Origin of the sequence: Mycobacterium sp. G7A2 (genome assembly GCF_041902445.1) — a bacterium.
Lineage (GTDB): Bacteria > Actinomycetota > Actinomycetes > Mycobacteriales > Mycobacteriaceae > Mycobacterium.
Map to the genome: position 1 here is coordinate 2,844,349 of NZ_CP169251.1, position 24,044 is coordinate 2,868,392.

Sequence of the window (24,044 nt, forward strand, 5' to 3'; positions counted from 1 at the left end):
CCGCGGGACGCGAGCGGTCATCGGCGGTCACGAGGGCCCCATGGTCGGTGGAATCGCTGCCGCGCCGACGGAGCGTGTGCTCGGCAGTAGGCACCCGCGGTCGTCGGCAACCAGCCCAGGTCGACGAGCACTTCGTTGAGCAAACGCCGTGCGATCAACGCATCCCGCGGCGTGTGTCCCACCTGTGTGGAAGACAGGGTGACGAGCTGCTGACAGCTACTGCACTGGATATCGAATTCGATAACGAGGCTTGGCAATTGAGCACTTCTCAGCGTCTCGTCGCTGACAGGGACAGGCGCCTGTGCCGATCGCGGAAGTATATCGTGGCTGCGGCAGCGCCGCTCGTCGTGGCAGTGGTGGGCAACCGGAAGGCGAGTTTGTCACGATACTGGTAGGACTCCACCAGCACACCGGTGTCGTCGGCGCACTCGACGACCACGTCCGCCCCGCGGGGCAGGGGGAACGCGCGTGACAGTAGTCGCCATCTATCTCGTCATCACCTTCGGACTCGGCGGGCTCGCCCTGGCGGTCCGGCTGCCGCCCTTGGTGGGGTTCCTGGCGGCAGGCTTCGTCATCAACGCCCTCGACGTCGCGGAGGTGCCGCAACTGGACGTGCTGGCCGACCTGGGTGTCACGCTTCTGCTGTTCGCCATCGGCCTCAAGCTCGACGTCCGGATACTGTTGCGCCGCGAGGTGTGGTTGACCACCTCGGTGCACATGCTGATCAGCGTCGCGCTCGGTGTCGCCGCGCTGTGGCTGGCTGCCGTTGCCGGCGTGGCGATGCTCGTCGGACAGAGCATGCAGACCATCGCGTTGTTGGCGTTCGCGTTGTCCTTCTCCAGCACCGTGTTCGTGGTCAAGGTGCTCGAGGAGCGCGGTGAGTCGCATGCGCTCTACGGCCGCGTCGCCATCGGCATCCTCGTCATGCAGGACATCATCGCCGTGGTGTTCCTGACCGCCACCAGCGGGCATCTGCCCAGCCCGTGGGCGTTGGCGCTGGTGGGCCTGTGGCCCCTGACCCGCATTCTGCGCAAGGTGTGGAGCCGCCTGGGTCACGGTGAAATGCAGTCACTGTTCGGCATCGTCATGGCGCTGGTGCCCGGTTATGCGTTGTTCACCGCGGTCGGGCTCAAGGGTGACCTGGGCGCGCTGATCATGGGGGTGCTGCTCGCCTCCCATCCGGCGTCGTCCGAGCTGGCCCGTTCGCTGTTTCACATCAAGGAGCTGCTGCTGGTCGGTTTCTTCGTCTCGATCGGCCTGACCGGACTGCCGGACCTGCCCACCATCGCCGTCGCGGTGCTGATGGTGCTGTTGCTGCCGTTGAAGGCGGGCGGGTACATCGCTCTGCTGACCATGATGAAACTGCGGCACCGAACCGCGATCCTGGCTGGGTTGAGCCTGATGAACTACTCGGAATTCGGGCTGATCGTCGTGTCGGTGGGGGTATCGGTCGGACTGCTGGCCGAAGCCTGGCTGGTGGAGATGTCGATCGCGGTGGCGCTGAGCTTCGTGGTTTCGGCACTGGTCAATGGCCGCGGGCACCTGATGGTCGAGAAGATCGCCACGCGGCTGCCGGCGCAGAACGAGGACACGCTGCACCCCGAGGAACGCTCCGGCGACGCCAGTGACGCCGAGGTCGTGGTCATCGGCATGGGCCGGGTGGGCTATGCCGCCTATCAGCGCCTGACGGACCACTATGGGCTACGGGTCGTCGGCGTGGACTACGACGGGCCGCGGATTGGTCGCCTCGACGAGCAGGGCCTGCGGGTCATCGAGGGCGACGCCACCGATCTGCATTTCTGGAACCAGCTGCAACGATCTGACTCGGTGCGGATGGCCGTGCTTGCGATGCCGAGGCACGGCGCCAATGTCACCGCGTTGGAATGCCTGCGTGAGTCGGGGTTCAGCGGCACTGTAGCAGCGGTCGCGCGCTATGACGACGAAGTGGCATGGGCCAAGGAGCATGGCGTCGACATCGCGTTCAACGTCTACGCCGGTGCCGGGCTGGAGTTGGCCGATCAGGTTGCCGGCGGTGAGCGTGAACGCCAGTCAGGCGACGGCCATCCCGATCAAGTACGACCCGAGTAGGGCGGCGCCGAGCAGCAGGACCCAGACGTCGGTGAGGCGACGAAGCAACGCCGGGGCGTGACGGACCTCCATGAACTCCCGGAAGATGATGCGCACCTTCACCAGAGCGATCAGGATGGCGGTGACGGTGACGACCGTGCTGGCGCGCAGCGTGCCCGACTCATCGACTGTGTGGTCCATCCAGACATACACCAGCGTCATGGCGGTCAAGATGGCCCAGACGAGCAACAGCCTTGTGGAGTTCCTAGGGGTCATGGCTTCACCTCACGACTCGATCGGTCCGACGGTCCAGTACGACTGACGACTGGGTTCATCTCACGACTGGGTTCATCTCACGACGTAGAGCAGCGCGAAGATCAGCACCCAGAGGAAATCAACCGTGTGCCAATAGGTCGCTCCCGTTTCGACCAACTGCTGGGAGCGTCGCCCCGGACCCCACAGCTGGTAGACGACGACGCCGAGTACGACGAAGCCGATCAGCAGATGGATGAAGTGGATCGCGGTCAGAAAGTAGTAGTGCTGGAAGAACTCGTTGGTGGTGAAGGTGTTGCCCATGCGGATCTCGGTGACCCACTCGGTCACCTTGGCCGCCGCGAACACCACTCCGAAGCCGATGGCCAGGAACGCATTCCTCAGGGCTGACCGATAGGCACCCGCGCGCGAGGCCTGCACACACCGCGCGATCGCCCAGGAACCCAGCAGCAGCGCGATCGTGTTGAACACGCCGAAGCGCAGGTCGAGATCGCCCTGCGCCCGCAGGAAAAGCTCCTCGTTCTGGGTGCGCGTCACCAGATAGACCGAGAAGTAGCCGGTGAACAGCAGCGTCTCGAACAGCACGAACATCCACATGTCGGGCTGACCGGGCACGAATTCGCGTCTGCTGCGCTCCCGCGCCTCGAGGCTTGTACTCATCGGGCGGCCTCGACCGGGTCGCGGTGGTCGACGGTGTCCTCGGGGCCGGGGTCCGGCAGCGGTCCCGTGTCGAAGTCCTCACGCTCGATCATCCTGCGTAACAGCACGATGAACATGCAGGTGTAGAACGCGAACACGAAAACGTTGATCCACCAGGCGATCGCGCCGTGCCAGGCGAACGCGCCGCGCTGGAACATCCATGCGGGCGCCACCACGACCTCGGTGAGGGCGTTGCACAGGTTGAGGTATCCGAACCACTTGGGGAAGATCCCGTTGCGGTCCAGCAGGATCGCCACCATCCACACCAGCGAACCGATCAGGAACACGCCCATGGTTCCGCTGAAGGACAGAAAGGCGAAGTCGTAAAGCCACATGACGACGGCCGGATCGCGGTCGGGCCGCAGCGCGCCGACCGTCATCGCGATGGCCATCACCAGCATCCCCGGCACCGCGGCCAACGCGTACATGATCATGTACGAGTAGGCGAAGACCGGGCTGACCGACATGCGCCGCATCGAGTAGGCGAGCAGCGCATTCATCGGTCCGCACATGCCCGCCACGAGGAACACGGCACCGAATCCGGCGAGCAGTCCCAGATGGTGGTCGGTGAACCAGGCGACGACCGTCGGAGTGTCCCAGCCGGGGCTCGGCGGTGGTTGCACGCGGGTGACGACGACGAACAACAACCCGTACAGGTTGTAGAAGACGACCATCACGTACCAGGAGAACCACAGCTCCCGTTTGGGGCTGCGAGTCAGTTTCCACCGAATGCGAGCCAGCCGAGTACTCACACCGCCACCTGCTCGGCACTGCGCCTCTGACGCAGGATCGTCTGTCCGAGAACGACTCCCATCACGATGACCCATGTCGCGATGGCGATGTTCTTGAGCCAGAAGCTCAGCAGCCCGTCCCAGGCGAAGGGCCCGTCGAGTGTCAGTCCCGTGAACGCGGCGGGCATCAGGGCGACCCCGGTCGCCACGTTGAAATGGGCCACCCACGGGCGGAAGACCGGTGTGTCGTTGCGATCCCAGTAGATCGCCAGCGCCAGGAGCAGACACTGTGCGATGAGGTAGGACACCGTGACCGAGAAGGTGATCCAGGCCAGATCGTTGAACAGCAGGGTGAGTTCCGGCGCCCGGTCGGGACGGAACGCGCCGAGAAGCCAGAACATGTCGGCGATCAGGAACAGCGCGGGAGGCCCACCCGCGCAGGCGATCAGGCTGTAGGACAGGATCGGCGTGCGATGGGCCATGCGGCGCACCTGCAGGGCGAGCAGCACCACCACCGGCACCAGGCCGACACCGAACCAGTTGAACAGGATCATGCTGTACCGGATCCGGGCAGCGTGGTCCCGGTAGAAGCCCGCGACCTCGTCGGCGGACATGGTGGGGGACATCGGATGCAGAAAGCCGGGGAACAGGAAGAACGCACTGATCCAGATGAGGGCCACTGCCGGCAGGGTCCAGAAGAGAATGAGCTCACCGTCAGTGCGTCGTGTCATCGAACCTCGCTCCTGGTTGCCGATCGGCTACTCGGCACGGTAGCCGATCGGCAACCGAACGGTCAATCGTTCGTTATCCTGACGCTGTGACGGCCCCGCACGAAGTCCGCAGCTTCCGCGCGATCAGGCGCACGGCAGCGCAAACACGGGTGCTGGACGCGGCTTTGGTTCTCATCGCCGAGCACGGTGTCAGCGGCACCTCGCTGCAGATGATCGCGGACGCGATGGGTGTCACGAAGGCTGCGGTCTACCGGCAGTTCCGGACCAAAGAGGAAATCGTCATCGCGATCACCGAACGGGAGATGGCTGCGCTCGAGGACGCGCTCGAGGATGCCGAAGCGGGCGGTCCGAAGGCTCGGGAGGTGCTGATCGACCGGATGGTCGATCAGGCCATCGACCGGCGCGGCCTGGTCAGCGCGCTGAGCTTCGATCCGGTGATCATCAGGCTGCAGGGGGAGTACGAGCCGTTCCAGCGGTTCGTCGAGCGTCTGTACGCCGCGCTACTCGGAACCGATGGGGGTGTCGAGGCACGGCTGCACGCGGCGATCCTGTCGAGCGCGATCAGCGTGTGCGTGATGCATCCGCTGGTGGCCGACGTCGACGGCGACACGTTGCGTGTCCACCTGAAAAGTCTGACGCGCCGGATGTTGGGCCTGTCGGACTGACGGGGCCTTCAGTGGCGATCGAGGGGTGTCACGACGCCGTGTGATCGAGGCGTGTCACCACGCCGGGTTGGTCGAGGCGTGTCACCACGCCGTGGTCGCCGTCCACGCGCACCCGATCGCCGGTCTGGAGCACCTGCGTACCGACCAGGGTGTTGACCACACACGGCAGGCCGTATTCGCGGGCCACCACCGCGCCATGGGAGACCGAACTGCCGATGTCGGTCACCAGAGCGGCGATGACCGTGAAGTACGGTGTCCAGCCCACGTCCGTGACCGGTGCCACCAGGATCTCCCCGCGCTGGACGTCACGTGCCTCGCGAATCGACTTCGCCACGCGCACAACCCCCTCGACGACGCCCCGGCTGGCCGGCCGGCCGATGATCGCGTCGTCGGCGGCAGCACAAGGACGCCGAGAGACGCGGGGAGTGGGCCGGCCCACCGACACGTCCTCGAACTCCAGGGCGTCCTGATACGCCAGCGCCTCTCGCCGGCTGCGGGCGCGCCCGACCAGGTCGGTGATGTCGTCGGAGCCGACGACGCGGGCAAGCTCGGTGCGGTCGAAGAAGAAGACAAGATCCGCGTCGGGTAACCGCCCCGCACCGGCGAGCACCTCGCCGAGGTGGCGGTAGCCGCGCTTGAGTGCGTGCGCCATCAATGCCATCTTGGATTTCGTCTCTTCGCGACCACGCGCACCGCCCTGCGCGAGCCGCGCCAGGAATCGGACGGATGCCGATGCCGGGGCGGGGGACTCGCGGGATACCGGACCACGGTCGGCGGGGTCGAGCGCAGCCTGGAGCATGACCTGCATCATCGTTCCCAGGCCATTCGGGTCCTCGGCCCAGGAGGGGTCGCGCATGCACAGTTCGCGGTAGCCGCGGTGACCGTGGCGGTTCAAGAACCGGCGAAGCGCGGCGCCGCTGGGACTGTCTGCGGCGCGAAGGGTTGTGACGGCGGCCTCCGGCGCCGCGACGAGAAAGGCCTCGGCTGCCGCGTTGTGGGCGGCCAGCGTGCGCACCACCGCGTCGAGTTCCTCGAGCATGACTGCACTTTCGACGTCGGCGGCGCCGGCCATCACGCGCATCGCATCGGCCCGTCCGTCCTCCTCGCTGCGTCCGTCCTTGACCGCCTGTGCGATGAGGCGGCTTTCGAGGATGTTGGCCGCGACCGCGGCGCGTGACGAGGACCGCACGTGGGTCAGTGTGACGTCGCAGTACAGCTCGACCCCGGTCTCCAGCTGGCGCAGCACGACGCGGGCATCACGGCTGGTCGGTATCCGGAATCCCGCGATCTGGCGGTCGAGCCGACGGATCGCCGGCCCTGCCGACAGCGCATGGGAGGTGAGCCTGATCGTGTTACCGAGCTTGCGCCGGAAGGGCTGCGGCGGTTTGGGTTCCAACTCGTCGATGACCCGACCGCAGATGGACATGGAGAACTGCTCCAAGGAGTTACCCAGAATTCCGGAACTCAGCGCGGTGCCCTCGGTCATGTTCAAGAACATGTGCCCGTAGAAGTAGCCGACCTGCAGCCACGGCGACTCGTAGCGCGGCTGCGCCCTGGCCACCACCTGGGTCATCTGCATTGCGTAATCGATGGCGAAGCCCGACACCGACGCCGTCAACGGACAGAACGCTCCCGGCATCATCTCGCCGATGTTGCAGCGGGTGTACACGTGGGTGTGCCCGGCCACCGGGGAGTCCATCTCGTTGAGGTCGCCGGGCAGCGTCGTGATCGGGCGTGCCTGCAGCCACCACAGGTGACCGGATCGGTCGATCGCCCACTCCAGATCCAACGGTCGGCCCCAGTGGCGCGCCGCCTTCAGGGCTCCCGCCCGGATGTCGTCGATATCCCGAGCGGTGAGGACGGCCGACCCGGCCACTTCGTGGACGGCGGTGCTGCCATCGGCGTGCAACACCACATGCTCGGGGGAGGCCGACCCATCGACGAGTGCCTCACCGAGGCCGGCGATGGCATCGATGACCATCAGGTCGCGCCGGCCGGACGCCGGGTCGGCGGTGAACACCACGCCTGCCGCGCGCGCGTCGACCATCTGCTGCACGACGACGTGCATGGTGGCGGTGGAATGCTCGCTGTAGGCCGAGGCACGCTGCGAATCCACCGATTCGGCGCACCTGCGGATGGCCGCGGCGAACACGTCGACAGAGTCGACGCCCAGCACGGTGTCATACTGGCCGGCGAAGGACTGGTCGACGCCGTCCTCGCCGACTGCGGAAGACCGGACGGCGACCGGGGTCGTCCCGTTGGCGGCCATCCTGTCGAAGCGTCCCCTGGCGACCTCGGCGGCGTTCGGCGCGGAGGCCTCGGCGAGGACGAACCCCGGCGGCACTGCGAGGCCGAGGCGGCGCAGCTCGGCGAGGCCGGCCGCCTTCCCGCCGAAGCGGGCGTCGGTGATGTCGTCGAATTCGACGGTCCTGGCTGTCATGTCGTCAGACCAGCGCATCCACGATCTCGGCCAGCGCGTCGACCGCGATGGGCCCCGGCTGGTACAGACAGATCCGGTCGGACACCCCCTCGACGCGGTCGCGGATGTGTGCGGCCACCTCAGCCGGCGTGCCGCACGCGGCGATCGTGTGCAGCATCTCGTCGTCGATCAGCGTGGCCATCTCCTGCCACCGGCCCTGCTTGGACATCGCGTTCAGCTCCGGTTGCAGATCGCCCCACCCATGGGCATCGAGCACGGGCCGGTAGGCGGGGGTGGATCCGTAGAACGCCAACAACATTCGCGTCGAGGTGTGGTCTCGGTCGTCGGAACCCACCGACACGATGATCTCGGGCACCACCGCGAAGTCGTCGTCGCTGCGGCCTGCCGCGGCCAGGCCCTCGCGCACGGCGGGCATCGTCGTCTCGTGCAGGAAGCGCTTCGAGCCGAACGGCATCACCAGCAGGCCGTCGGCCACTTCCGCGGTGGCGCGGGTCAGCCGGGGTCCGAGCGCGCCGAGGTAGATCGGCGGCGGACCGAACGGATTGGGACCGGGGACGAAGGTCGGCGTCATCAACGTGTGGCGGTAGAACTCACCGCGGAAATCGAGCCGCTCGCCGGTGTCCCAGGTGGCGAAGATCGCCCGCAACGCCCCGACCAGCTCCTTCATCCGTGCGACGGGTCGGTCGAACTCGGCCCCGTAACGCTTCTCGATCTGTGTGCGGATCTGGGTGCCCAGCCCGAGGATGAACCTGCCCTCGCTGAGCAGTTGCAGATCGTTGGCCTGGTGAGCGAGCTGAACAGGGTTGCGGGGGAGCGCAATAGCCACATTGGACATCACGTCCAGGCTAGGAACCGTCGACGCCAGCACAAGTGGGGTGAACACGTCGTGAGGACCTTCGAACGTGAACACGCCTGATGCGCCCGCCTCCTTCAGCAGGGTCGCCCTCTGTACGGCGTCGGTCGGACCGAACAGCGCTGTCATGATCTTCATGGTGGTCACCTATTCCGCGACGTCGGTCCAGTCGGAGAAGCCCGACGGGTGGTGCGGACCGATCACCCCGTGTTCGAACAGCCCGGCCCCCTGGGCGGTACGCCCGTCGGCTTCCGTGCACACTGCCGAGGCCACGTGGTCGATCAGGCTGAACGGCGCGCGGGCCATCACCGCCGGATCGGTCAGGTCGAAGCTGACCCGCTCGGTGAACGGCCCGTCTTTCCAGGTTCCGTGCCCCCAGGAGGTGTCGCCGCCGTATCCGGAACCGAAGGCGATGGGCGCGAACAACTTCGACTCGACATCGAGGTTCATGCGGTCTCCGGCCCGGTTCATGAACTCGACGTGCGCCCCGTGGGGGATCCGGGTGCCGGGGGTGTAGTGGATGGTGGCGCGCACACCGTCGAGTTGTTCGACGGTGCCGTCGCGCCAGCGGCGGGTGCAGTCGTAGAGGCTGCGGTGACCGTCCGGATCCTCCTGCAGGATCAGGAACAACTGGTAGTCGTCGAACGCGAGCGGCAGATACAGCCACCACATCCCGCGGAACGCGGCGTCGGGCCGCCCGGCGGGCTCCGGCTCGCCGACCGGTCGGATTCCCCAGGACCGGTCCCGGCTCGCCACACTGGTGTCGTGCCCGACCGCGATCCGCTCGCCGTCGACGTCGATCCAACCCTCCCAGCTTCCGACCTGGGCAAAGCGGCACGCCTGCAACGTGACTCGCCGCTCAGTGAGCATCTCGTGCGGCCGCTCGAGTGCGGCGGGGAACAACCCGCGCCATGTCAGGTCAGCCGAGATGCCCTCGGTTTCGGCGACCGTCAGGTGCAGCTCCTGAAGCGGTTCGACGACCTCGAGGCGATATCCGTTGACGTGCTGGTGAAGGCGGTCGTCGTCGACGGAGTCACTGAAGTGCAGGGCGGTCTGGGTGTCGCCGCGGCGGACGAGGAAGTAGGCATCCTTGACGCCCAGGCGGGGGTAGTACCCGATGCCGGTCAGCGCCATGAAGCGGCCCTGGCGATCGAGCACGTTGAAGTAGGACCGGTCGTAGAAGTTCCGATCCGAGGTTGCCGGTGTCGCGATCGGTGACGGCGTCTGATGGATCGGATACTCGTCGAGCGGGCTCAGACTCACAACACCCTCCATTAAGATACGATACGACCTGTATCGGAATTGTGGGGACCATGACAGCAGATCAAGCCACCGATGGCAAGACCGCCGCGCGGCCGACGCCGGGCCGGCCGCGGGACAGCAGGATCGACGCTGCGATCATCGCGGCCACCCGCGAGCTGATCGTGCAGACCGGCTACTCGGCGCTGTCGCTGTCGGCGATCGCCGCACACGCCAGAACGACCACCGCCGCGATCTACCGGCGGTGGTCGGGGAAGGTGCACCTGGTCCACGAAGCCGTGCTGTCGGAGGACGCGAACTTCACGCCCAACGGTTCAGGCGATATCCGCGAGGACATTCGCGGGCTGGTGCAGGCGATGCGCACGATGTTCGATCGGCCCGAGGTGCGGGTGGCGTTGCCGGGCTTGATCGCCGACACGGTTGCCGACCCCGAGCTGCACAGACTGATGATCGCCCGACTGGCGGGAAACCTGGCCGACTTCGAATCACGCTTCGGGCATCGGCGCCGCGACGATGATGAGCTGCCGTTGCTCGCCGAGGTGGTGGCGGGGACGGCGATCTTCCGGATCCTGATCCGTCCCGATGCGGTTCTCGACGACGCCTGGGTGGACGCGATGACGGAGCTGATCACCGAACGCTGGCCGGCCGCGGCTGGCTAGCATCGGTGGATGGCTGACGGTGGTCCCGGCCGCGATCCCGACGTCGGTGATCCGGTGTGCTGGCTCGACCATGTCTGCCCGGAGTGCAGCGCCTTCAACGATGATCCGGGGTCGCCGTGCTGGCGATGCGGTGTCACCGCCGCGGGCGACGAGACCGGCTGAGCGATCCCCAGACCACCTGGCCGGGCCGAACGACCAAAGTCCCACGGGACCGGGGCACTTTGCTCCTGATCGCCGGCCGTTGTCTGTCACTACCGTTTGCTGAACGAGGAGTCGGGGATCGCAGACCAGCTTGCCACCGGCCCGTCGTGAAGGGGCAGAGGACATGGACCGCGACTACGGACGGCTCGAGGCGCGTGCCCAGTGGATGTCGCAGGCACGCTGCCGTAACGCCGATCCGGATGAGCTGTTCGTGCAGGGCGCCGCGCAGAAGCAGGCCGCGAGGATCTGCCGTCACTGTCCGGTCGTCCTGCAGTGCGCCGCCGAGGCGCTCGACACCCGGGTGGAATACGGGGTGTGGGGCGGGATGACGGAGCGTCAGCGGCGTGCGCTGCTGGCGACCCACCCGGAGGTGAGTTCGTGGGCGCTGTTCTTCGAGCAGCGCAGAAGAGCGGCCGGAGCGGCGGTGTCTTCGCCGTGCCGCTCAACCGGTGACGTACCGCAACATCAGCACGGACTCGAAGTTCTTCGCCTCGGCCAGCCGCAGTTGCAGGCGGTTGTCCAGCGGCGGGAACATCGGCGTGCCGCCGCCCAGAACGACGGGTGAGACGAACAGCTGGTACTCGTCGATGAGGCCGTAGGGCATCACCGATGCGGCGAGGTTCGCCCCGCCGATCTCCATCATGCCGTCACCGTTGTTCTTGAGCGTGCGGACTACTTCGACGGCGTTCTCCTGCACGAGCGTGCTGTTCCAGTGCACCTCGGTGAGGGTGCGTGAGAACACGATCTTGGGCTTCTCGGTCCACAGGACGGCGAACTCGCGCTCGATGGGGCCCGCTGTGTCGGGGACGTAGGGCCAGTGTTCGGCCATCAGCTCGTAGAGTCGGCGGCCGTGCAGCGAGATCTCGAACTCGCGGTACCTGTCGTTGTGGAACTGGTGAAGCTCGTCGTCGGGTTCGCTCCAGTCGATGCCCCCGCCACGGTCGTTGATGAAGCCATCCAGGGACACGCCGAACGAGTAGATCAATCTCCGCATGATCGAGTAGACCTCAGGTCGTCTCGATAGTCATCGCGGCACGCGGCCGCGGCGCGAGGGCGCTTACTTCGGTGGCATCCTGATTCCGCCGTCGACGCGGACCACTTCGGCGTTCATGTAGGAGTTGGTGATCAGTTCCACCACCATCGACGCCAGCTCTTCGGGCTTGCCGAGCCGCTTGGGGTACAGCACAGATTCGCCGAGCTTGGCCTTGAACGCCTCCGAGTCCGGCCCCTCGCCGTAGATCGGTGTGTCGATGAGCCCGGGCGCAACCGTGTTGACCCGGATCCCGACGGCCGACAGGTCGCGGGCCACCGGCAGCGTCAACCCGACCACGCCGCCTTTGGAGGACGAGTACGCCGCCTGGCCGATCTGACCGTCGAACGCGGCGACACTGGTCATGTTGACGATCGCCCCCCGCTCACCGGACTCCGCGGGATCGAGCCGGCTCATCGCCGTCGCGGCGAGCCGGATGCAGTCGAAGGTGCCGACCAGGTTGATGGCGAGCACCTTCTTGTAGGCGTCGAGGTTGTGCGCGGACGCGAACTCGCCGTCCTTGCCGATGGTGCGTTGGGCCCAACCGATGCCCGCCGAATTGACCAGCGAGCGAAGAGGTCCGAGATCCACCGCAGTGTTGACGGCGTCTTCGATCTGCGCGGTGTCGGTGACGTCGACGCTGACGAAAGCGCCACCGATCTCGTGGGCGAGCTCCTGGCCGCGCTCGGCCTGCATATCGGCGATCACGACGCGGGCACCCTGGGATGCCAGAAGTCGGGCCGTGGCGGCCCCGATGCCAGATGCTCCGCCGGTGACAATTGCGCTGGTTCCGTTGACGTCCACAGCGCGAGTCTAGATCAGGCGGCGGCGCCGACGTCCTCGGTAGGCGTTCGGGGCCCGCGTGATTTGCCGGGGTGGGCCCCGACGTTGCACACGAGTATCGGCACCGGCATCCCCTCGCGCACTCCGTCGGAGGCGAATCGCGGTGGGGCGATCGGGGACGGTCAGGGGAGAGGGGGCGGGGGCGGCGGAGCGGGCGGAATACGGCTGACCGCGAATGCGGCGGCACTGCCGACCATTCCGTTGGCCGCGTACTGGCCATGTGCGGCCGGATCCACCGGGGCGGCCGGGTCGCCGGCGCACACCGAATCGCCGGTGGCGCACAGCTCGAGGAGCTTGGCGGCGTACGGAGGACTGGCGCCGAGTGCCGGCACGCCGTACTTGACCAGGGCGGGCCCGTTGGGCCTGCCGAACAGAACGACGGCGGCGACGTGATCGGCGATCTCCGGTGGCAACGGGGTCGGCGCGGCCTCGGGCGGGAGACCGGCCGGCAACACGTCGGAGGTGGCGAATGCGCTGACCATGGCGCCCTGTGAGTACCCGCCGACGATCATCTGGGTCTGCGGGCACACGGACACCACGCCGCGGATGTGGTCGAGAACATCGCGGGCGCCGGTGGCCACGTTCTGGGTGAACCCTGGGCCGAAGAAGTCGCTGCTGGCGGGATAGTTGACGCCATGCACCCCAACGGTGCGTGGAAACGCCTGGGCCCGCACCGAGTCGACGAATGCCTGACCGACGGCGCCGACCCCCACAGGCTCCGAGGTTCCGCGCGCAAAAGCCACGCCGATGTCCGGGCACGGCTGCGCGGATGCGCTCGGACCCCCGAGGTTCACGGCCATGAGCGCCATGACGGTGGGCGCCAGGAAAGTCTGGACGACCAAAATTCCTCTGGTCAGGATCTCCCCCTCACTGACCGGACAGCTACCGCGTGCTCGGTCGACAGCGTATCCACTGTCTGCCGGGTGCAGGGGCAAAGTGGCCGTGATCGTCCACCGAAGTGTCGACGCGCCGTCGCGGTGACGCCATCCAGGCGTCATCTGAGGAGCTCTGTTCCAGTCGGCCGCGTGCGATGACAGGGGAACCTTGACACGCGAAAAACATTTCGGCATTCTGCTGTTGAGGGGAGTACCTCTTCGACGTCCGCCATCGTCAGCACGATCCGGGCAGATCCCGGTCCGGTGGAGGAGCCCGCAGCACTGCGGGTGAGGAAGACCGCATCACGTGAAACGCCGCCCCGAACCGGTCGCGGCGAGCAGATAGGACGTGTTGTGAGTCTGACCGATGACACTGTCAGTGCCGCAAACCTGGCTGATCCCACGGCAGCATTTCGCGCCTACCGAGGCGGTGTAACCACTCCGCTGAACGCCGACACGGTGACCGTCCTGCAATCGATGCGGGCCTACCCCAGTATCTCGCTGCTGGCGAACACGACACCCGGACGACTGCTCGACAAGGCCGATGCGACAAGGCTTCTCACACTGGCTGCCGAGGCGGATGCACGGCTTCGCGACGAGGCGATCGATGATCGCGGACCGCTGCTGGACATGCTCTCGGACATGATCTCCCGCGCCGTCTACGAGCCGTCCGACCGTGCGGTGGCCTTCTTCGTCAGCCGGTCGCACCAATGCCGGGTCAGCCTCCCGGTCCCTGTTGTCGATCGGTGCGTGATCGATCCGACCTTCGCGACACGTGACCTGGTCCGCAGCCTGCAGCACTCGCCGCGACACACCGTGTTGCTGTTGTCGTTGGACGAGGCGCGGCTTCTGCACGGCCACGGGACGGTGCTGTCACCCGCGCCGGGGAACGCCTTTCCTGCCCACCGTCGCACCTACGGCAGAAACGGTGGGCGGGACTCGGAGCGCTACCACGACTTCCTGCGTCGGGTCGATCGCGCTCTCGGGGCTGCACTTCGGCTCAACCCCATGCCCCTGATCGTCGTCGCCGCCGAGCCCACCGGGTCGAAGTTCCGACGGATGTCTCGCAACATGTCCCGGCTGGCGGGCCTGGTCGCCGGCAACCATCTCAAGACGCCGACCGATGCGCTCAGTGAGTTGGTGCGGCCAGTGCTCGACGAGTATCTGCGCTCACGGGCTGCCGAGGCCCTGGATCTGATCGAGCGGCGCGCCGGCGAGGACCGCGTGTTGCGTGACGTCGACACCGCGTGGATGGCGGCGCGCTGGGAGAGACCCGAGATGCTCGCGGTCGAGGAGGATTTCTTCTACCCGGCGCGGCTGGCGCCCGACGGTGACAACCTGATACCGGCCGATGACGTCGACCATCCCGATGTCATCGACGACGTCGTCGACGAACTGATCGAGATCGTTCTCAGCCGCGGCGGCTGGATCGCACTGCTCCCGCCCGGCCATCTGCCCGAGGGCACACATTTGGCGCTGACCCTGCGTCGACGGTGACGCGCCGCGCCGGTCAGCCCGGTGGTCAGCAGACCGGGCGGAGTGGCGCGGGGCCGTCGTCGGCAAACGACAGTCAAAATGCGTATGGACCGGACGAACACCCGCCGCGCACGATCGAGCCGTGACTGAATCACTGTCCGCACAGGCTGAAACCCGCTTTCTCGACGGGCCGAGCGCCCGGTACGCCTACCGCCGATTCGGGCCCGACGCCGGTGTTCCGCTGGTGCTCGCGTTGCGCTTCCGCGGCACCATGGACCACTGGGATCCCGACTTCCTCGACGCGTTGGCGGTCGAGCGTGACGTGATCATCTTCGACAACATCGGCCACGCCAAGACCACCGGCGCCGCCCCGACCACCATCAAGGCGCTGGCGGGCGGCCTGGCCGAGTTCGTCGACACGCTGGGGTTGACCGAGGTCGACCTGTTGGGTTGGTCGTTGGGCGGCGTCGTGGTGCAGGCGGCCACGTTGCATCGTCCTGATCTGGTGCGGCGGTTGGTTGTCGCGGGCAGCTCACCGGGCGGCGGCGTCCCGGGAATGCCGCAACCGGACCCCAAGATCTGGCAGGTCGCCACCAAACCGGTCAACGATGACGACGACTTCCTTTATCTCTTCTTCCCCGACGACGATCCGGGCCACGAGCTGGGGCTCGAGTCTTTGCGTCGGCTCGAGAATCGCGCCCTGTCAGAAGACCACATTCCGGTGTCCCTGGAGACGATGAAGGCTCAACTGGCGGTCATCGCATCCACCGGTTCGAGTGTCTGGGACTCTCTCGCCGACATCGCGATCCCGGTGCTGGTCGCCAACGGCGCGCACGACCGGATGATCGATGCTTACGGCACCTTCGCGATGGCCGGCCGGCTGACCAACGCGAAGGCGATTCTGTACAGCGACGCCGGCCACGGCTTCCTCTTCCAGCACATCGACGACTTCGCCGGCGAAGTCCTGGCATTCCTCGCATGAATGGGACAGTGATCACCGCCGACCTGCTCGTAATCGGATTCGGCAAGGGCGGCAAAACTCTGGCTGCCGACATGGGTCGACGAGGACGAACGGTCGTGCTGGTCGAGGAGACGGTCCTCATGTACGGCGGTACCTGCATCAACACCGGGTGCGTGCCGACGAAGTCGATGGTGTACCACGGCGAACACCGGCCACAAGGCGCGGCGGGAGCCTCGGCCTATGCCGGGGCGGTCGCTGCCACCGAGCAGCTCACTGCCGGGCTGCGGGCAGCCAATCTTGCTGGCCTGGTGCAGATCCCGGCGGTGACGGTGTTGACCGGACGCGCACGCTTCGTCAGCGCCGACTCGGTCGAGGTGCGAATCGGCGACGACGAGTTGATCACGGTGACCGCTGGGGACATCGTCATCGGGACCGGCTCGGTCCCGCTGATTCCCGACATCCCCGGCCTGTCCGACTGTCCGGTCGCGGTGACCAGCGCTGAGTTGTTGCACCGTGCGTCACGCCCGGACCGTCTCGCCATCCTCGGCGGTGGCTACATCGGCTTGGAGTTCGCATCGATGTACGCCGCCTACGGCACGTCGGTCACCGTGCTCGAGCAACGACCTGCGGTGCTCGCGCACGAAGACCCCGATGTGGTCGCCGCGGCCCGGGGAGTGCTGGCCGATCGGGGCGTCACCCTCGTGACCGGCGCCGAGACCACCGGCATCCAGACGGTTCCGCGTCCCGGTCTTCCGTCGATAGCCCGGGTGGACTACCTCGTCGAGGGACAAACCACCACAGTTGATGCAGACGTTGTGCTCGTTGCTCTTGGTCGCACACCCAACACCACGCATCTCGGACTCGACCGTGCGGGCGTCGAGGTCACCGACACCGGAGCCGTCGTCGTCGACGAGCACCGCCGGACCAGCCAACCCCACATCTACGCCGTCGGGGATGTCAACGGAGGTCCGCAGTTCACCTACGTCTCCCTCGATGACTACCGCATCGTGCTCGATCAGCTCGCTGGCGCCGCCTCCCCCCGGGCGGCCTCACAGCGTCAGGCGGTACCGAACTGCCTGTTCCTCAGCCCACCGCTGGCGCGGGTCGGTCTCACCGAATGCCAAGCCCGCACCGCCGGTTACGACATTCGGGTGGCTGCCAGTCCCGTCGTCAATCTGGCGACGGTGGCGCGAGCCCGCATCGTCGGGGACACGGTCGGGATGATGAAGGTGGTGGTCGACGCCGCCACCGACAACATTCTCGGTGCAGCACTGCTGTGCCACGATGCCCACGAGGTGATCAACATCGTGGCATTGGCGATGCGACACGGGATCAGCGCTCAAGCGTTGCGCGACGCGATGTACACCCACCCGTCCATGTCGGAATGCTTCAACCAGCTGTTAGGACTTTTGGAGTGAGACTCAATGCCGGCACCACCGCCGTGGTCGTCATCGACCCACAGATCGGCGTCTTGAGCCCAGCAGGCCGCAACTGGGGCGCCGTGGGCGCCAGTGTCACCGAGAACAACACGGTCGCCAACCTGGCGGCGCTGATGGAAACTGCAGTGGGGGAGGGCTATCCGATCGTCATCTCACCGCACTATTTCTACCCGTCGGATTCGCAATGGCAGTTCAACGGGCCCCTCGAATCCGACGAGTTGGCCACCGGTACGTTCGCCCGCGCCGGCGCGCTCGATCTCGCGGGGTTCGCGGGTTCGGGAGCCGACTGGCTGCCGCAACTGGCGCCCTACATCGAGGGCGCCGGCACCACGGTCGTCAGCCCGCACAAGGTGTTCGGTCCACAGACCAACGATCTGGTTTTGCAGCTTCGCAAGCGCCGGTGTGAGCGCGTCGTCCTCGCGGGGATGCTGGCCAACATGTGCGTCGAATCCCATCTACGCCATCTGCTCGAGGAGGGATTCGAAGTCGCCGTCGCCGTCGATGCGGTGGCGGGACCTCGTCACCCGGTGTGGGGTGACGGATACCAAGCAGCACTGGTGAATTACCGCTTTCTCGCTCACGCTGTCCTGGTCACAGCGGAGGTCATCGGAGCTATGACGTCGCGGTCGTGAATCACCGGGAGAGCGCGAAATCGAGGACGACACGAAAGCGGGCGCGACCCGACATCATCCGCTCATATGCCTGTGGGGCCTCCTCGAACGGCAGCGGTTCGAGCATCGGTGCGATCTGATGAGCGAGTCCGAACGCCAGATTGTCCTCGTTGTCGATGGCCGATCCGGTCAGGCTGCCGATCATGCTCCGTCCGCCGAAGATCAGATCGGGCGTATGAACTGGGATCGGCTCCGGTGAGGCTCCGACGACGACCATTCGTCCCCGGGGCTGCAACCCGGCCACGAGACCCGCCATCGAAGCACCATTGGCTGCCGTGGCGATGATCGCCGTCGCCCCGCCGAGCGCCGTCAGGGCCGATGTGGTGTCTTCGGCGGCGCTGTCGATGTAGTGGTCTGCGCCCAGAGTCGCCGCCAGCTTCGCTTTTTCGGTGCCGCGGGCGATTGCGGCGACCCGATAGCCCATTTGCTTGGCGTACTGCACACCCAGATGTCCGAGGCCGCCGATGCCTTGTACGGCGACCAGCGAGTTCAGCGGTGCGCCTGCGGCTCGGATGGCGTTGAACACGGTCACGCCGGCGCACAGCAGGGGAGCGGCACTCAGTGCATCGTAACCTTCGGGCACCCGGACCAGCCCTGTTGGTCTGGCGTAGACCATCTCGGCGTATCCGCCGTCAGCGGTCGTCCCGGGTTGAGGTTGGTCGGTGCAGTTGACGAAGTCACCACGGCGACAGTAATCGCATTGCCCGCAGTGTCCGCCGAGGAAACCGATCCCGACACGGTCACCGATCTGCCATCGGGGATCGACGCCGGCGCCGACGGCGTCAATGATGCCGACCACCTCGTGACCCGGCACCATCGGTTGGTCTGGCTGTGCGCGCTGGCCTTCCACGGCAAGCGTGTCGCTGTGGCACACCCCGCACGCAGCTGTCCGGATGCGCACCTGTCCGGCGTCGGGATCACGCAATTCGCGTTCGACGAGGGCGAACTGACGCTGCCCGGTGACCTGATAAGCCCGATAAGACATCATCGGTCCACCTCATCATCTCGGTCACGGAACCGGTATCAGCACGATGACTGTAGGTCGATACTGTCTCGCAGTTGATTACGGCTGGTGATGCCGAGCTTCGGGAAGATCTTGTACAGGTGGGTCGCGACAGTCCTATGTGAGACGTAGATCCGGTCGGCGATCTGGCGATTCGTCAGACCAGAGGCGGCGAGCTGGGCGATCTGCAACTCCTGCGGCGACAGCGTCATCGCCAGTGGGCCCGGTGCGGTCACCGACCCGGGCACCTGTACGCCCGCCGCCCGCAGTTCGCCGCGTGTGCGCTGCGACCACGGCTGGGCTCCACGGACTTCGAAGACACGCAGCGCCGAAGACAGTTGAGCGCGCGCATCCACGATACGGCGCTGTCGGCGCAGCCATTCGCCGTAGGCCGCCTGGGTGCGCGCGTATTCCAGGGGGGCGTGTTCTGCCGCCTCATCGGTCTGCAGAGCGGCACGAAAATGGTGCTCGGCGTCGCGGTCGGCGCCCGCGATCAACGCGCGGCTTCGGTGCACCAGCATGACGACGTGCGGTGATTCCAGTGCGTTGGCTTCGGCATCGATCTCGTCGATCAGCTGGCTGATCACCTGAGTGTGGCCGCTGGCTACCGCCGCTTCGGTGAGATCGGCGATCGCCCATCTGCGCGAACCTCGGTCGCGGGCCATCTGCGAAATTTCGGTGAAGGCGCGTTCGTGGTCATGGGTGGTCAGCGCCAATATGCCGGCCGCCCAGGCCAGGTCGTCGAGCCACAGCAGGGGAGTGTCGCTGGGCAGGTTCTGTCGAGCTGTGGTCAGTGCCTGCTGCGCTGACCTCGATTCGCCTCGCCATGCATGGATTCGCGCGAGCAGGGCTGCCGCGGCTCCGACGCTGATCCCGAGATCTGCGTCAGTGGCGATGCGCAGCGCGCTTTGCGCATTCACCGCCGCCTCGGCTAGTTGGCCGGCGATGATCTGGGATCGGGCGGCGCCGCGCAGCGCTTCGCATTCGATCGCCGGCGCGCCGGTTCTGCGGGCCACCGTGATGGCACGTTCCCAGCATCCCCGTGCGGTACTCAGGTCCGATGCCGATTCCCCGGCGAGTCCCATCGACATCAGCGCCGTCAGGTCGTCGCTGACCTGCTTGTGCAGAGACGGGGCGCGGCAGCGGAACTCGCGTGCATACTTCGTGTCTTCGATGGTCGCCAAGGCGATCAGGACCAAAGGGTCGTCCAGGCGTTCGAGTGCATGCAGTCGGTCGGCCACCAGACAGCGATCGTTGTCGTTCAGGCCATGCATCCGGCATTGGGCTGCCGCGGCCGCCAGGAGGCGGATCTGTGCGGTGGCGAGGCTCGGCACATCGGCAGCGCCCAAGCGGTCAGCCAACTTCACCAGGTCGCTTATCAGCGGCGCAGTCACTCCCGTGGTGACGGCCAGGCTGAAGCGGGCGAACGCCAAGTCGAACAGGTCGCCGAGGTCGGTGGCCAACGGCTCGGCCTCGTCGAGGATTTCGATCGCCTCCGCCGTCAACCCGGCCTGGTAGGCAGGTTCGATCGCATTGGCAAGTCGGCGGATGCGACGGTCTGTCGATGGTGACAGCGCCGCGGCGCGCCGCCATGCAGCTGCCGCCTCGGCATTGGCTCCGCGACGGTGGGCGTTCTGGGCCACCGCCTCCAGGTCCGCCGCGATGAGTTCGTCGGCGCCGTAGGCCGCCGCCGAGCGGTGCCATGCGGCGCGCACCGGATCGCCGGTCACCGCGGCAAGGGCGGCATGAAACGCCGACCGTTGCGTCATGGTGGCCGCGCGGTATGCGACCGACCGGATCAGCGGATGCCGCACGAGTAGCGCCCCGCCGGCGATGGTGATGAGACCGGTGCGCTCCAGCGGATCCAGGTCCGCCTCTGACAGGCCCACTTGGGACGCGGCAGTGACCACGTCGGCCAGCGCCGTGTCGCCGCCCGCCGCGATGAGTGCCAGCATGCGGCGACTCGGTTGGGGCAGGGCGTTGAGTTGATCGAGAAAGGCTTGTTCGATCCTCCGCGTGGTGGGCAACGGCGTTCTCGCGGAGACCGTGCTCTGGTCGGCAGCGGCCATCAAAGCTTTCGTAAGTTCGGCGATGGCCAGGGGGTTTCCGGCGGCTTCGGCCAGCACCCGGCGCTGTGCAGACTCGCTGAGGCCATGCCCGTCCGCAGCGGAGATCACACTGCTCATGAGGACTCGGGATTCCGCATCGTCGAGTGCGGCCAGGGGCAGTCGTGGCAACGACACGAGTCGCGTCGGCTTTCCGTCCAGGTGGGGACGCGTGGCGCAGAGCATCATCACCGGCGAGCTGGCCAGCCGCCGCCCGACGAATGTGACGATGTGAAGCGAGGAGTCGTCGAGCCACTGCGCGTCATCGACGATGAGCATCAACGGCCGGTGGGCGGCGGCTTCTTCGATCAGGCCGAGCATCGCGACGCCGATGTGCAGCGGGTTGGGTGGCTGTTCCTCGGCCAAACCGAACGCCGCATGCAACGCGCGCCGCTGATACACCGGGAGTGCGTCCACATGACCCAGGATCGGGTGAACGAGTTCGTGCACACCGGTATAGCCGACGGTGGCTTGCGATTGCACACCCGCGCAGGACAAGACGGTGAACCCGTTCTCATCGGCCCACTGCGCGCAAGCCGTCAGTAGCGTGGTCTTCCCGATCCCGGGTTCGCCTTCGGCCACGAGCGCACACCCTCGGGCCGTCACTTTGGCAGCAGCTGCGGTGATCGTTTCGAACTCGTGATTGCGGCCGATCACCTGATGACGGTATCACGGCTGGATTGGTTATACCAATCCAGCCGGGTGGGGATCGCGGGACGGACATCCGGTGGGTGCCGCACCGGCCGCCTGAGCTGATGCGCTCGCCGCATGAACAAGCTCACGTCGGCCGGGTGTCCGTGTGGGTGAGACGGTCAGCGGAACACCGATGCGCGCGCCTCGCGCGTGAAGTCATCGGCGAGGACTTCGGCTGCTCCCGACTCGATTCCGTCGACGATCTGACGCGCGACGTCGGCCGGATCATTCTTGGGGACGTCGAGATCGGACACCATCGAGGTATCGGTGTACCCGAGGTAGACGCCGATGACGTTGATGTGGCGAGGTTCCAGTTCGAGTCGTAGCGAGTTGGTGGCCGACCACAGTGCTGCTTTGGAACATCCGTACGCGCCGGACGGTAACCAGGACAACACCGAGGCGATGTTGACGATCGTTGACGCGCCACCGTTGGTCTCGAGTACCGGTACGAAGTGCCGTGTCATCCGCAGTGCGCCATAGAGGTTGGTGTCGACGACGGACTCGATCTCGGCCATGGGACTGTCCAGCAGCGATTGTCCTCCGAGCAGGCCGGCATTGTTGACGACGACCGTGGCGTCGGCCGCCGTGCGTGCGAGAGAGGCGACGGATAACTCGTCAGAGACGTCGAGTTCGATGCTGATGACCCGGGAGTCGTTGACGGGGGAGGGCTGGCGGCTCGTCGCGTACACCCGGGTTGCACCGCGAGTGAGGAGTTCGTCGACGATTGCCTTGCCGAGGCCGCGTTGACCACCGGTGACGACGGCTGACGAGCCAAGGATGGGATTCTCCGTCACATTGCCGAAGCTAACAGATCTGAATTGGAAATTCCAACACAGGATAGGATGTGCGAATGCGTACCGATCCGTGGTCTGACGATCCCTGCCCCATCGCCCGCGGTATGGCGGTGATCGGCCAGCGGTGGTCGGTGCTGATCATTCGCGAGGCCCTGTTGGGCCGCTCTCGGTTCTCGGAGTTCCGGGAGGAGCTTGGGGTGGCTTCCGATGTGCTCAGCGCCCGGCTGGCCGAACTGGTCGCAGCGGGCATTTTGGAGACCGTGGATTATCGCGAGCCGGGCGATCGGACCCGTAGCGCTTATCAGCTGACCGAGGCCGGCCGCGACTTGGTGGTGGTCCTGGGAGCGATCGGACAGTGGGGATACAAGCATGCAAACCGACGTCGTGGCACCCCTTATCGGTTCGTTGACGGCGATGGCGAACCGGTCACGGCCGGTTTCCACCGTCACGATGGTGCGGTAGTTGCCGATGCCGAGGTCCTCTTGGTCCCCAAGCCGGCGCGGCGCTAGCCGATTACCTGTTGAAGCGATCAGGTGAGACTGCTCGGGATGTTTGTGATCAGCGAGCACCCGCGTCTCGGAACAACAGCCGTCAGAAAACTGCTTAGTGGGGTGAAGTCTGCAAAACACGCCCCGTTGAGACGGCGCTCGTCGTGAACGGGTTGTGGCGAAAATCGACACGAAGGGAACCCATGAAGCTCGACGATGACGCCCGCGCCCTCATCGGCGACGGCGCCGATGCCACACTGGTCACGCTCAACCCCGACGGCAGCCCCCAGGTGTCAGTCGTGTGGATAGCGCTGCAGTCCACGCCTGACGGAGACGAACTGGTCAGCGCCCACCTGGCCGAATACCAGAAGACGCGCAACATCCGACGCGACCCGCGCGTGGCGGTGACGATCCTGTCCAGGCAAGCACACCCCGACATTCCGACCCCTTATCTGAGCGTGACCGGCGAGGCGCGCATCGTCGACGGCGGCGCTCCGGAACTTTTGACCGATCTCGCCGAAGTCATGCTCGGATCCAGTGAACACTTTCCGCCGCCGGATTCACCGCCAGGACTTTTGACGAGAATCCGTATCGAGAAGGCGCGCATCATCTGATCCCGGGGGGTGTGGCGGTCAGGTGCGCGCGGTGACGCGCACGGGAAGGGAGTCGATGCTGATGCCGACGTTGTGCACAGGGCCGGATCCGGTCCACACCGGCGGTGCAGCGAGCTCGATGTCGTAGCCGGCCACAATGGACTCCATCACCACCCGTATTTCTTTGTGAGCGAGATTGGCGCCCAGGCAGTAGTGCACGCCACCGCCACCGAAGGCGATGTGCGGATTGGGGGAGCGGTGGATGTCGAAATGGAACGGATCCTGGAAAACTGTCTCATCTCGGTTGCCTGACGGATGCCAGAACACCACGCGGTCACCGGCTTTGAGGTCCTGGCCGCCGATGGTGACATCTCTGGTGGCCGTCCGCCCCTGACTTGGGTCACATTGGACTTTCCCTCGAAGTGGTGATGCGTTGACCTGCGGTGATGGTTGCAGTTAGTGCACCGGCTAGGCACTAATTCGTCTCGGTAGGC

The 24,044-nt window shown here is 66.3% G+C and carries 24 protein-coding genes and 1 pseudogene; 11 read left to right on the forward strand and 14 right to left on the reverse strand.

All coding sequences use genetic code 11. The annotated features are described in order from the left end of the window. Positions 1–468: 468 nt before the first annotated feature. A complete protein-coding gene (locus ACEWX3_RS13705) occupies positions 469–2,088 on the forward strand; it encodes a cation:proton antiporter (protein WP_374159691.1) in 1,620 nt (539 codons plus the stop codon). Here the strand turns inward: ACEWX3_RS13705 and ACEWX3_RS13710 are convergent. From ACEWX3_RS13710 to ACEWX3_RS13725, 4 genes are all read right to left on the reverse strand, one after another. Next, the gene (locus tag ACEWX3_RS13710) at positions 2,050–2,343 is read right to left on the reverse strand and encodes a cytochrome C oxidase subunit IV family protein (protein ID WP_374159692.1); all 294 of its coding nucleotides are present in this window, start codon (positions 2,341–2,343) and stop codon (positions 2,050–2,052) included. The genes ACEWX3_RS13705 and ACEWX3_RS13710 overlap by 39 nt on opposite strands. 72 nt (positions 2,344–2,415) lie before the next feature. After that, entirely contained in the window at positions 2,416–3,000 is a 585-nt protein-coding gene (locus ACEWX3_RS13715) for a cytochrome c oxidase subunit 3 (protein WP_207067668.1), read from the reverse strand. After that, a complete protein-coding gene (locus ACEWX3_RS13720; RefSeq protein WP_374159693.1) occupies positions 2,997–3,791 on the reverse strand; it encodes a hypothetical protein in 795 nt (264 codons plus the stop codon). Before ACEWX3_RS13720 ends, ACEWX3_RS13715 begins: the two co-directional genes overlap by 4 nt. Continuing rightward, the gene (locus tag ACEWX3_RS13725) at positions 3,788–4,501 is read right to left on the reverse strand and encodes a hypothetical protein (RefSeq protein WP_374159694.1); all 714 of its coding nucleotides are present in this window, start codon (positions 4,499–4,501) and stop codon (positions 3,788–3,790) included. Before ACEWX3_RS13725 ends, ACEWX3_RS13720 begins: the two co-directional genes overlap by 4 nt. Positions 4,502–4,587: 86 nt before the next feature. Between ACEWX3_RS13725 and ACEWX3_RS13730 the strand changes: the two genes are divergently transcribed. Next, positions 4,588–5,166, forward strand: a complete 579-nt coding sequence (locus tag ACEWX3_RS13730; protein WP_374159695.1) for a TetR/AcrR family transcriptional regulator — start codon at positions 4,588–4,590, stop codon at positions 5,164–5,166. 28 nt (positions 5,167–5,194) lie between these two features. Here the strand turns inward: ACEWX3_RS13730 and ACEWX3_RS13735 are convergent, their stop codons facing one another. The 3 genes from ACEWX3_RS13735 to ACEWX3_RS13745 are packed head-to-tail and all read right to left on the reverse strand — an operon-like array spanning position 5,195 to position 9,722. Further along, positions 5,195–7,606 carry a PEP/pyruvate-binding domain-containing protein gene (locus ACEWX3_RS13735; protein ID WP_374159696.1) on the reverse strand — a complete coding sequence of 804 codons (2,412 nt, stop codon included), beginning with the start codon at positions 7,604–7,606 and terminating at the stop codon, positions 5,195–5,197. Between the two features lie 4 nt (positions 7,607–7,610). After that, positions 7,611–8,597: a TIGR03617 family F420-dependent LLM class oxidoreductase gene (locus ACEWX3_RS13740; RefSeq protein WP_374159697.1), complete on the reverse strand. Its 987-nt coding sequence runs from the start codon at positions 8,595–8,597 to the stop codon at positions 7,611–7,613. 9 nt (positions 8,598–8,606) lie between these two features. Further along, complete coding sequence (locus ACEWX3_RS13745) at positions 8,607–9,722, reverse strand: hypothetical protein (protein ID WP_207067662.1); 1,116 nt, start codon at positions 9,720–9,722, stop codon at positions 8,607–8,609. A 50-nt stretch (positions 9,723–9,772) separates the two neighbouring features. On the opposite strand from ACEWX3_RS13745, the gene ACEWX3_RS13750 reads away from it, so the two are divergent. The 3 genes and pseudogenes from ACEWX3_RS13750 to ACEWX3_RS13760 all read left to right on the forward strand — a co-directional run. Next, positions 9,773–10,378, forward strand: coding sequence for a TetR-like C-terminal domain-containing protein (locus tag ACEWX3_RS13750; protein WP_374159698.1), 606 nt, complete (start codon positions 9,773–9,775; stop codon positions 10,376–10,378). Positions 10,379–10,387: 9 nt separating this feature from the next. Then, positions 10,388–10,540, forward strand: coding sequence for a hypothetical protein (locus tag ACEWX3_RS13755; RefSeq protein WP_374159699.1), 153 nt, complete (start codon positions 10,388–10,390; stop codon positions 10,538–10,540). A gap of 163 nt (positions 10,541–10,703) precedes the next feature. Next, positions 10,704–11,000 (forward strand): annotated as a pseudogene (locus ACEWX3_RS13760) (WhiB family transcriptional regulator); the annotation flags it as partial. A gap of 21 nt (positions 11,001–11,021) precedes the next feature. Here the strand turns inward: ACEWX3_RS13760 and ACEWX3_RS13765 are convergent. The 3 genes from ACEWX3_RS13765 to ACEWX3_RS13775 form a co-directional block, all read right to left on the reverse strand. Continuing rightward, the gene (locus ACEWX3_RS13765) at positions 11,022–11,573 is read right to left on the reverse strand and encodes a dihydrofolate reductase family protein (protein WP_374159700.1); all 552 of its coding nucleotides are present in this window, start codon (positions 11,571–11,573) and stop codon (positions 11,022–11,024) included. A gap of 63 nt (positions 11,574–11,636) precedes the next feature. Then, the gene (locus tag ACEWX3_RS13770; protein WP_221357369.1) at positions 11,637–12,413 is read right to left on the reverse strand and encodes an SDR family NAD(P)-dependent oxidoreductase; all 777 of its coding nucleotides are present in this window, start codon (positions 12,411–12,413) and stop codon (positions 11,637–11,639) included. A 161-nt stretch (positions 12,414–12,574) separates the two neighbouring features. Next, positions 12,575–13,294 carry a cutinase family protein gene (locus tag ACEWX3_RS13775; protein WP_374159701.1) on the reverse strand — a complete coding sequence of 240 codons (720 nt, stop codon included), beginning with the start codon at positions 13,292–13,294 and terminating at the stop codon, positions 12,575–12,577. 387 nt (positions 13,295–13,681) lie between these two features. Between ACEWX3_RS13775 and ACEWX3_RS13780 the strand changes: the two genes are divergently transcribed. The 4 genes from ACEWX3_RS13780 to ACEWX3_RS13795 all read left to right on the forward strand — a co-directional run bounded on the left by ACEWX3_RS13780 (position 13,682) and on the right by ACEWX3_RS13795 (position 17,835). After that, positions 13,682–14,824: a hypothetical protein gene (locus ACEWX3_RS13780; protein ID WP_374159702.1), complete on the forward strand. Its 1,143-nt coding sequence runs from the start codon at positions 13,682–13,684 to the stop codon at positions 14,822–14,824. Positions 14,825–14,945: 121 nt separating this feature from the next. After that, complete coding sequence (locus tag ACEWX3_RS13785) at positions 14,946–15,785, forward strand: alpha/beta fold hydrolase (RefSeq protein WP_374159703.1); 840 nt, start codon at positions 14,946–14,948, stop codon at positions 15,783–15,785. Further along, on the forward strand, positions 15,782–17,182 hold the full coding sequence (locus ACEWX3_RS13790) for an FAD-dependent oxidoreductase (protein ID WP_374159704.1): 1,401 nt from the start codon (positions 15,782–15,784) through the stop codon (positions 17,180–17,182). The genes ACEWX3_RS13785 and ACEWX3_RS13790 overlap by 4 nt, the downstream gene beginning before the upstream one ends. After that, on the forward strand, positions 17,179–17,835 hold the full coding sequence (locus ACEWX3_RS13795; RefSeq protein ID WP_374159705.1) for an isochorismatase family protein: 657 nt from the start codon (positions 17,179–17,181) through the stop codon (positions 17,833–17,835). Before ACEWX3_RS13790 ends, ACEWX3_RS13795 begins: the two co-directional genes overlap by 4 nt. Position 17,836: 1 nt before the next feature. Here the strand turns inward: ACEWX3_RS13795 and ACEWX3_RS13800 are convergent, their stop codons facing one another. From ACEWX3_RS13800 to ACEWX3_RS13810, 3 genes are all read right to left on the reverse strand, one after another. Next, positions 17,837–18,862, reverse strand: a complete 1,026-nt coding sequence (locus tag ACEWX3_RS13800) for an alcohol dehydrogenase catalytic domain-containing protein (protein WP_374159706.1) — start codon at positions 18,860–18,862, stop codon at positions 17,837–17,839. Positions 18,863–18,897: 35 nt separating this feature from the next. Then, positions 18,898–21,639, reverse strand: coding sequence for a helix-turn-helix transcriptional regulator (locus ACEWX3_RS13805; protein WP_207067857.1), 2,742 nt, complete (start codon positions 21,637–21,639; stop codon positions 18,898–18,900). 155 nt (positions 21,640–21,794) lie between these two features. Next, the gene (locus tag ACEWX3_RS13810; protein ID WP_374159707.1) at positions 21,795–22,469 is read right to left on the reverse strand and encodes an SDR family oxidoreductase; all 675 of its coding nucleotides are present in this window, start codon (positions 22,467–22,469) and stop codon (positions 21,795–21,797) included. Between the two features lie 56 nt (positions 22,470–22,525). Between ACEWX3_RS13810 and ACEWX3_RS13815 the strand changes: the two genes are divergently transcribed. Next, complete coding sequence (locus ACEWX3_RS13815; protein ID WP_374159708.1) at positions 22,526–22,978, forward strand: winged helix-turn-helix transcriptional regulator; 453 nt, start codon at positions 22,526–22,528, stop codon at positions 22,976–22,978. A gap of 182 nt (positions 22,979–23,160) precedes the next feature. Further along, positions 23,161–23,571, forward strand: coding sequence for a PPOX class F420-dependent oxidoreductase (locus tag ACEWX3_RS13820; RefSeq protein ID WP_374159709.1), 411 nt, complete (start codon positions 23,161–23,163; stop codon positions 23,569–23,571). Positions 23,572–23,589: 18 nt separating this feature from the next. Here the strand turns inward: ACEWX3_RS13820 and ACEWX3_RS13825 are convergent, their stop codons facing one another. After that, positions 23,590–24,006 (reverse strand): cytochrome P450, encoded by a 417-nt coding sequence (locus tag ACEWX3_RS13825; RefSeq protein ID WP_374159855.1) that lies wholly within the window; start codon positions 24,004–24,006, stop codon positions 23,590–23,592. Between the last annotated feature and the right edge of the window lie 38 nt (positions 24,007–24,044).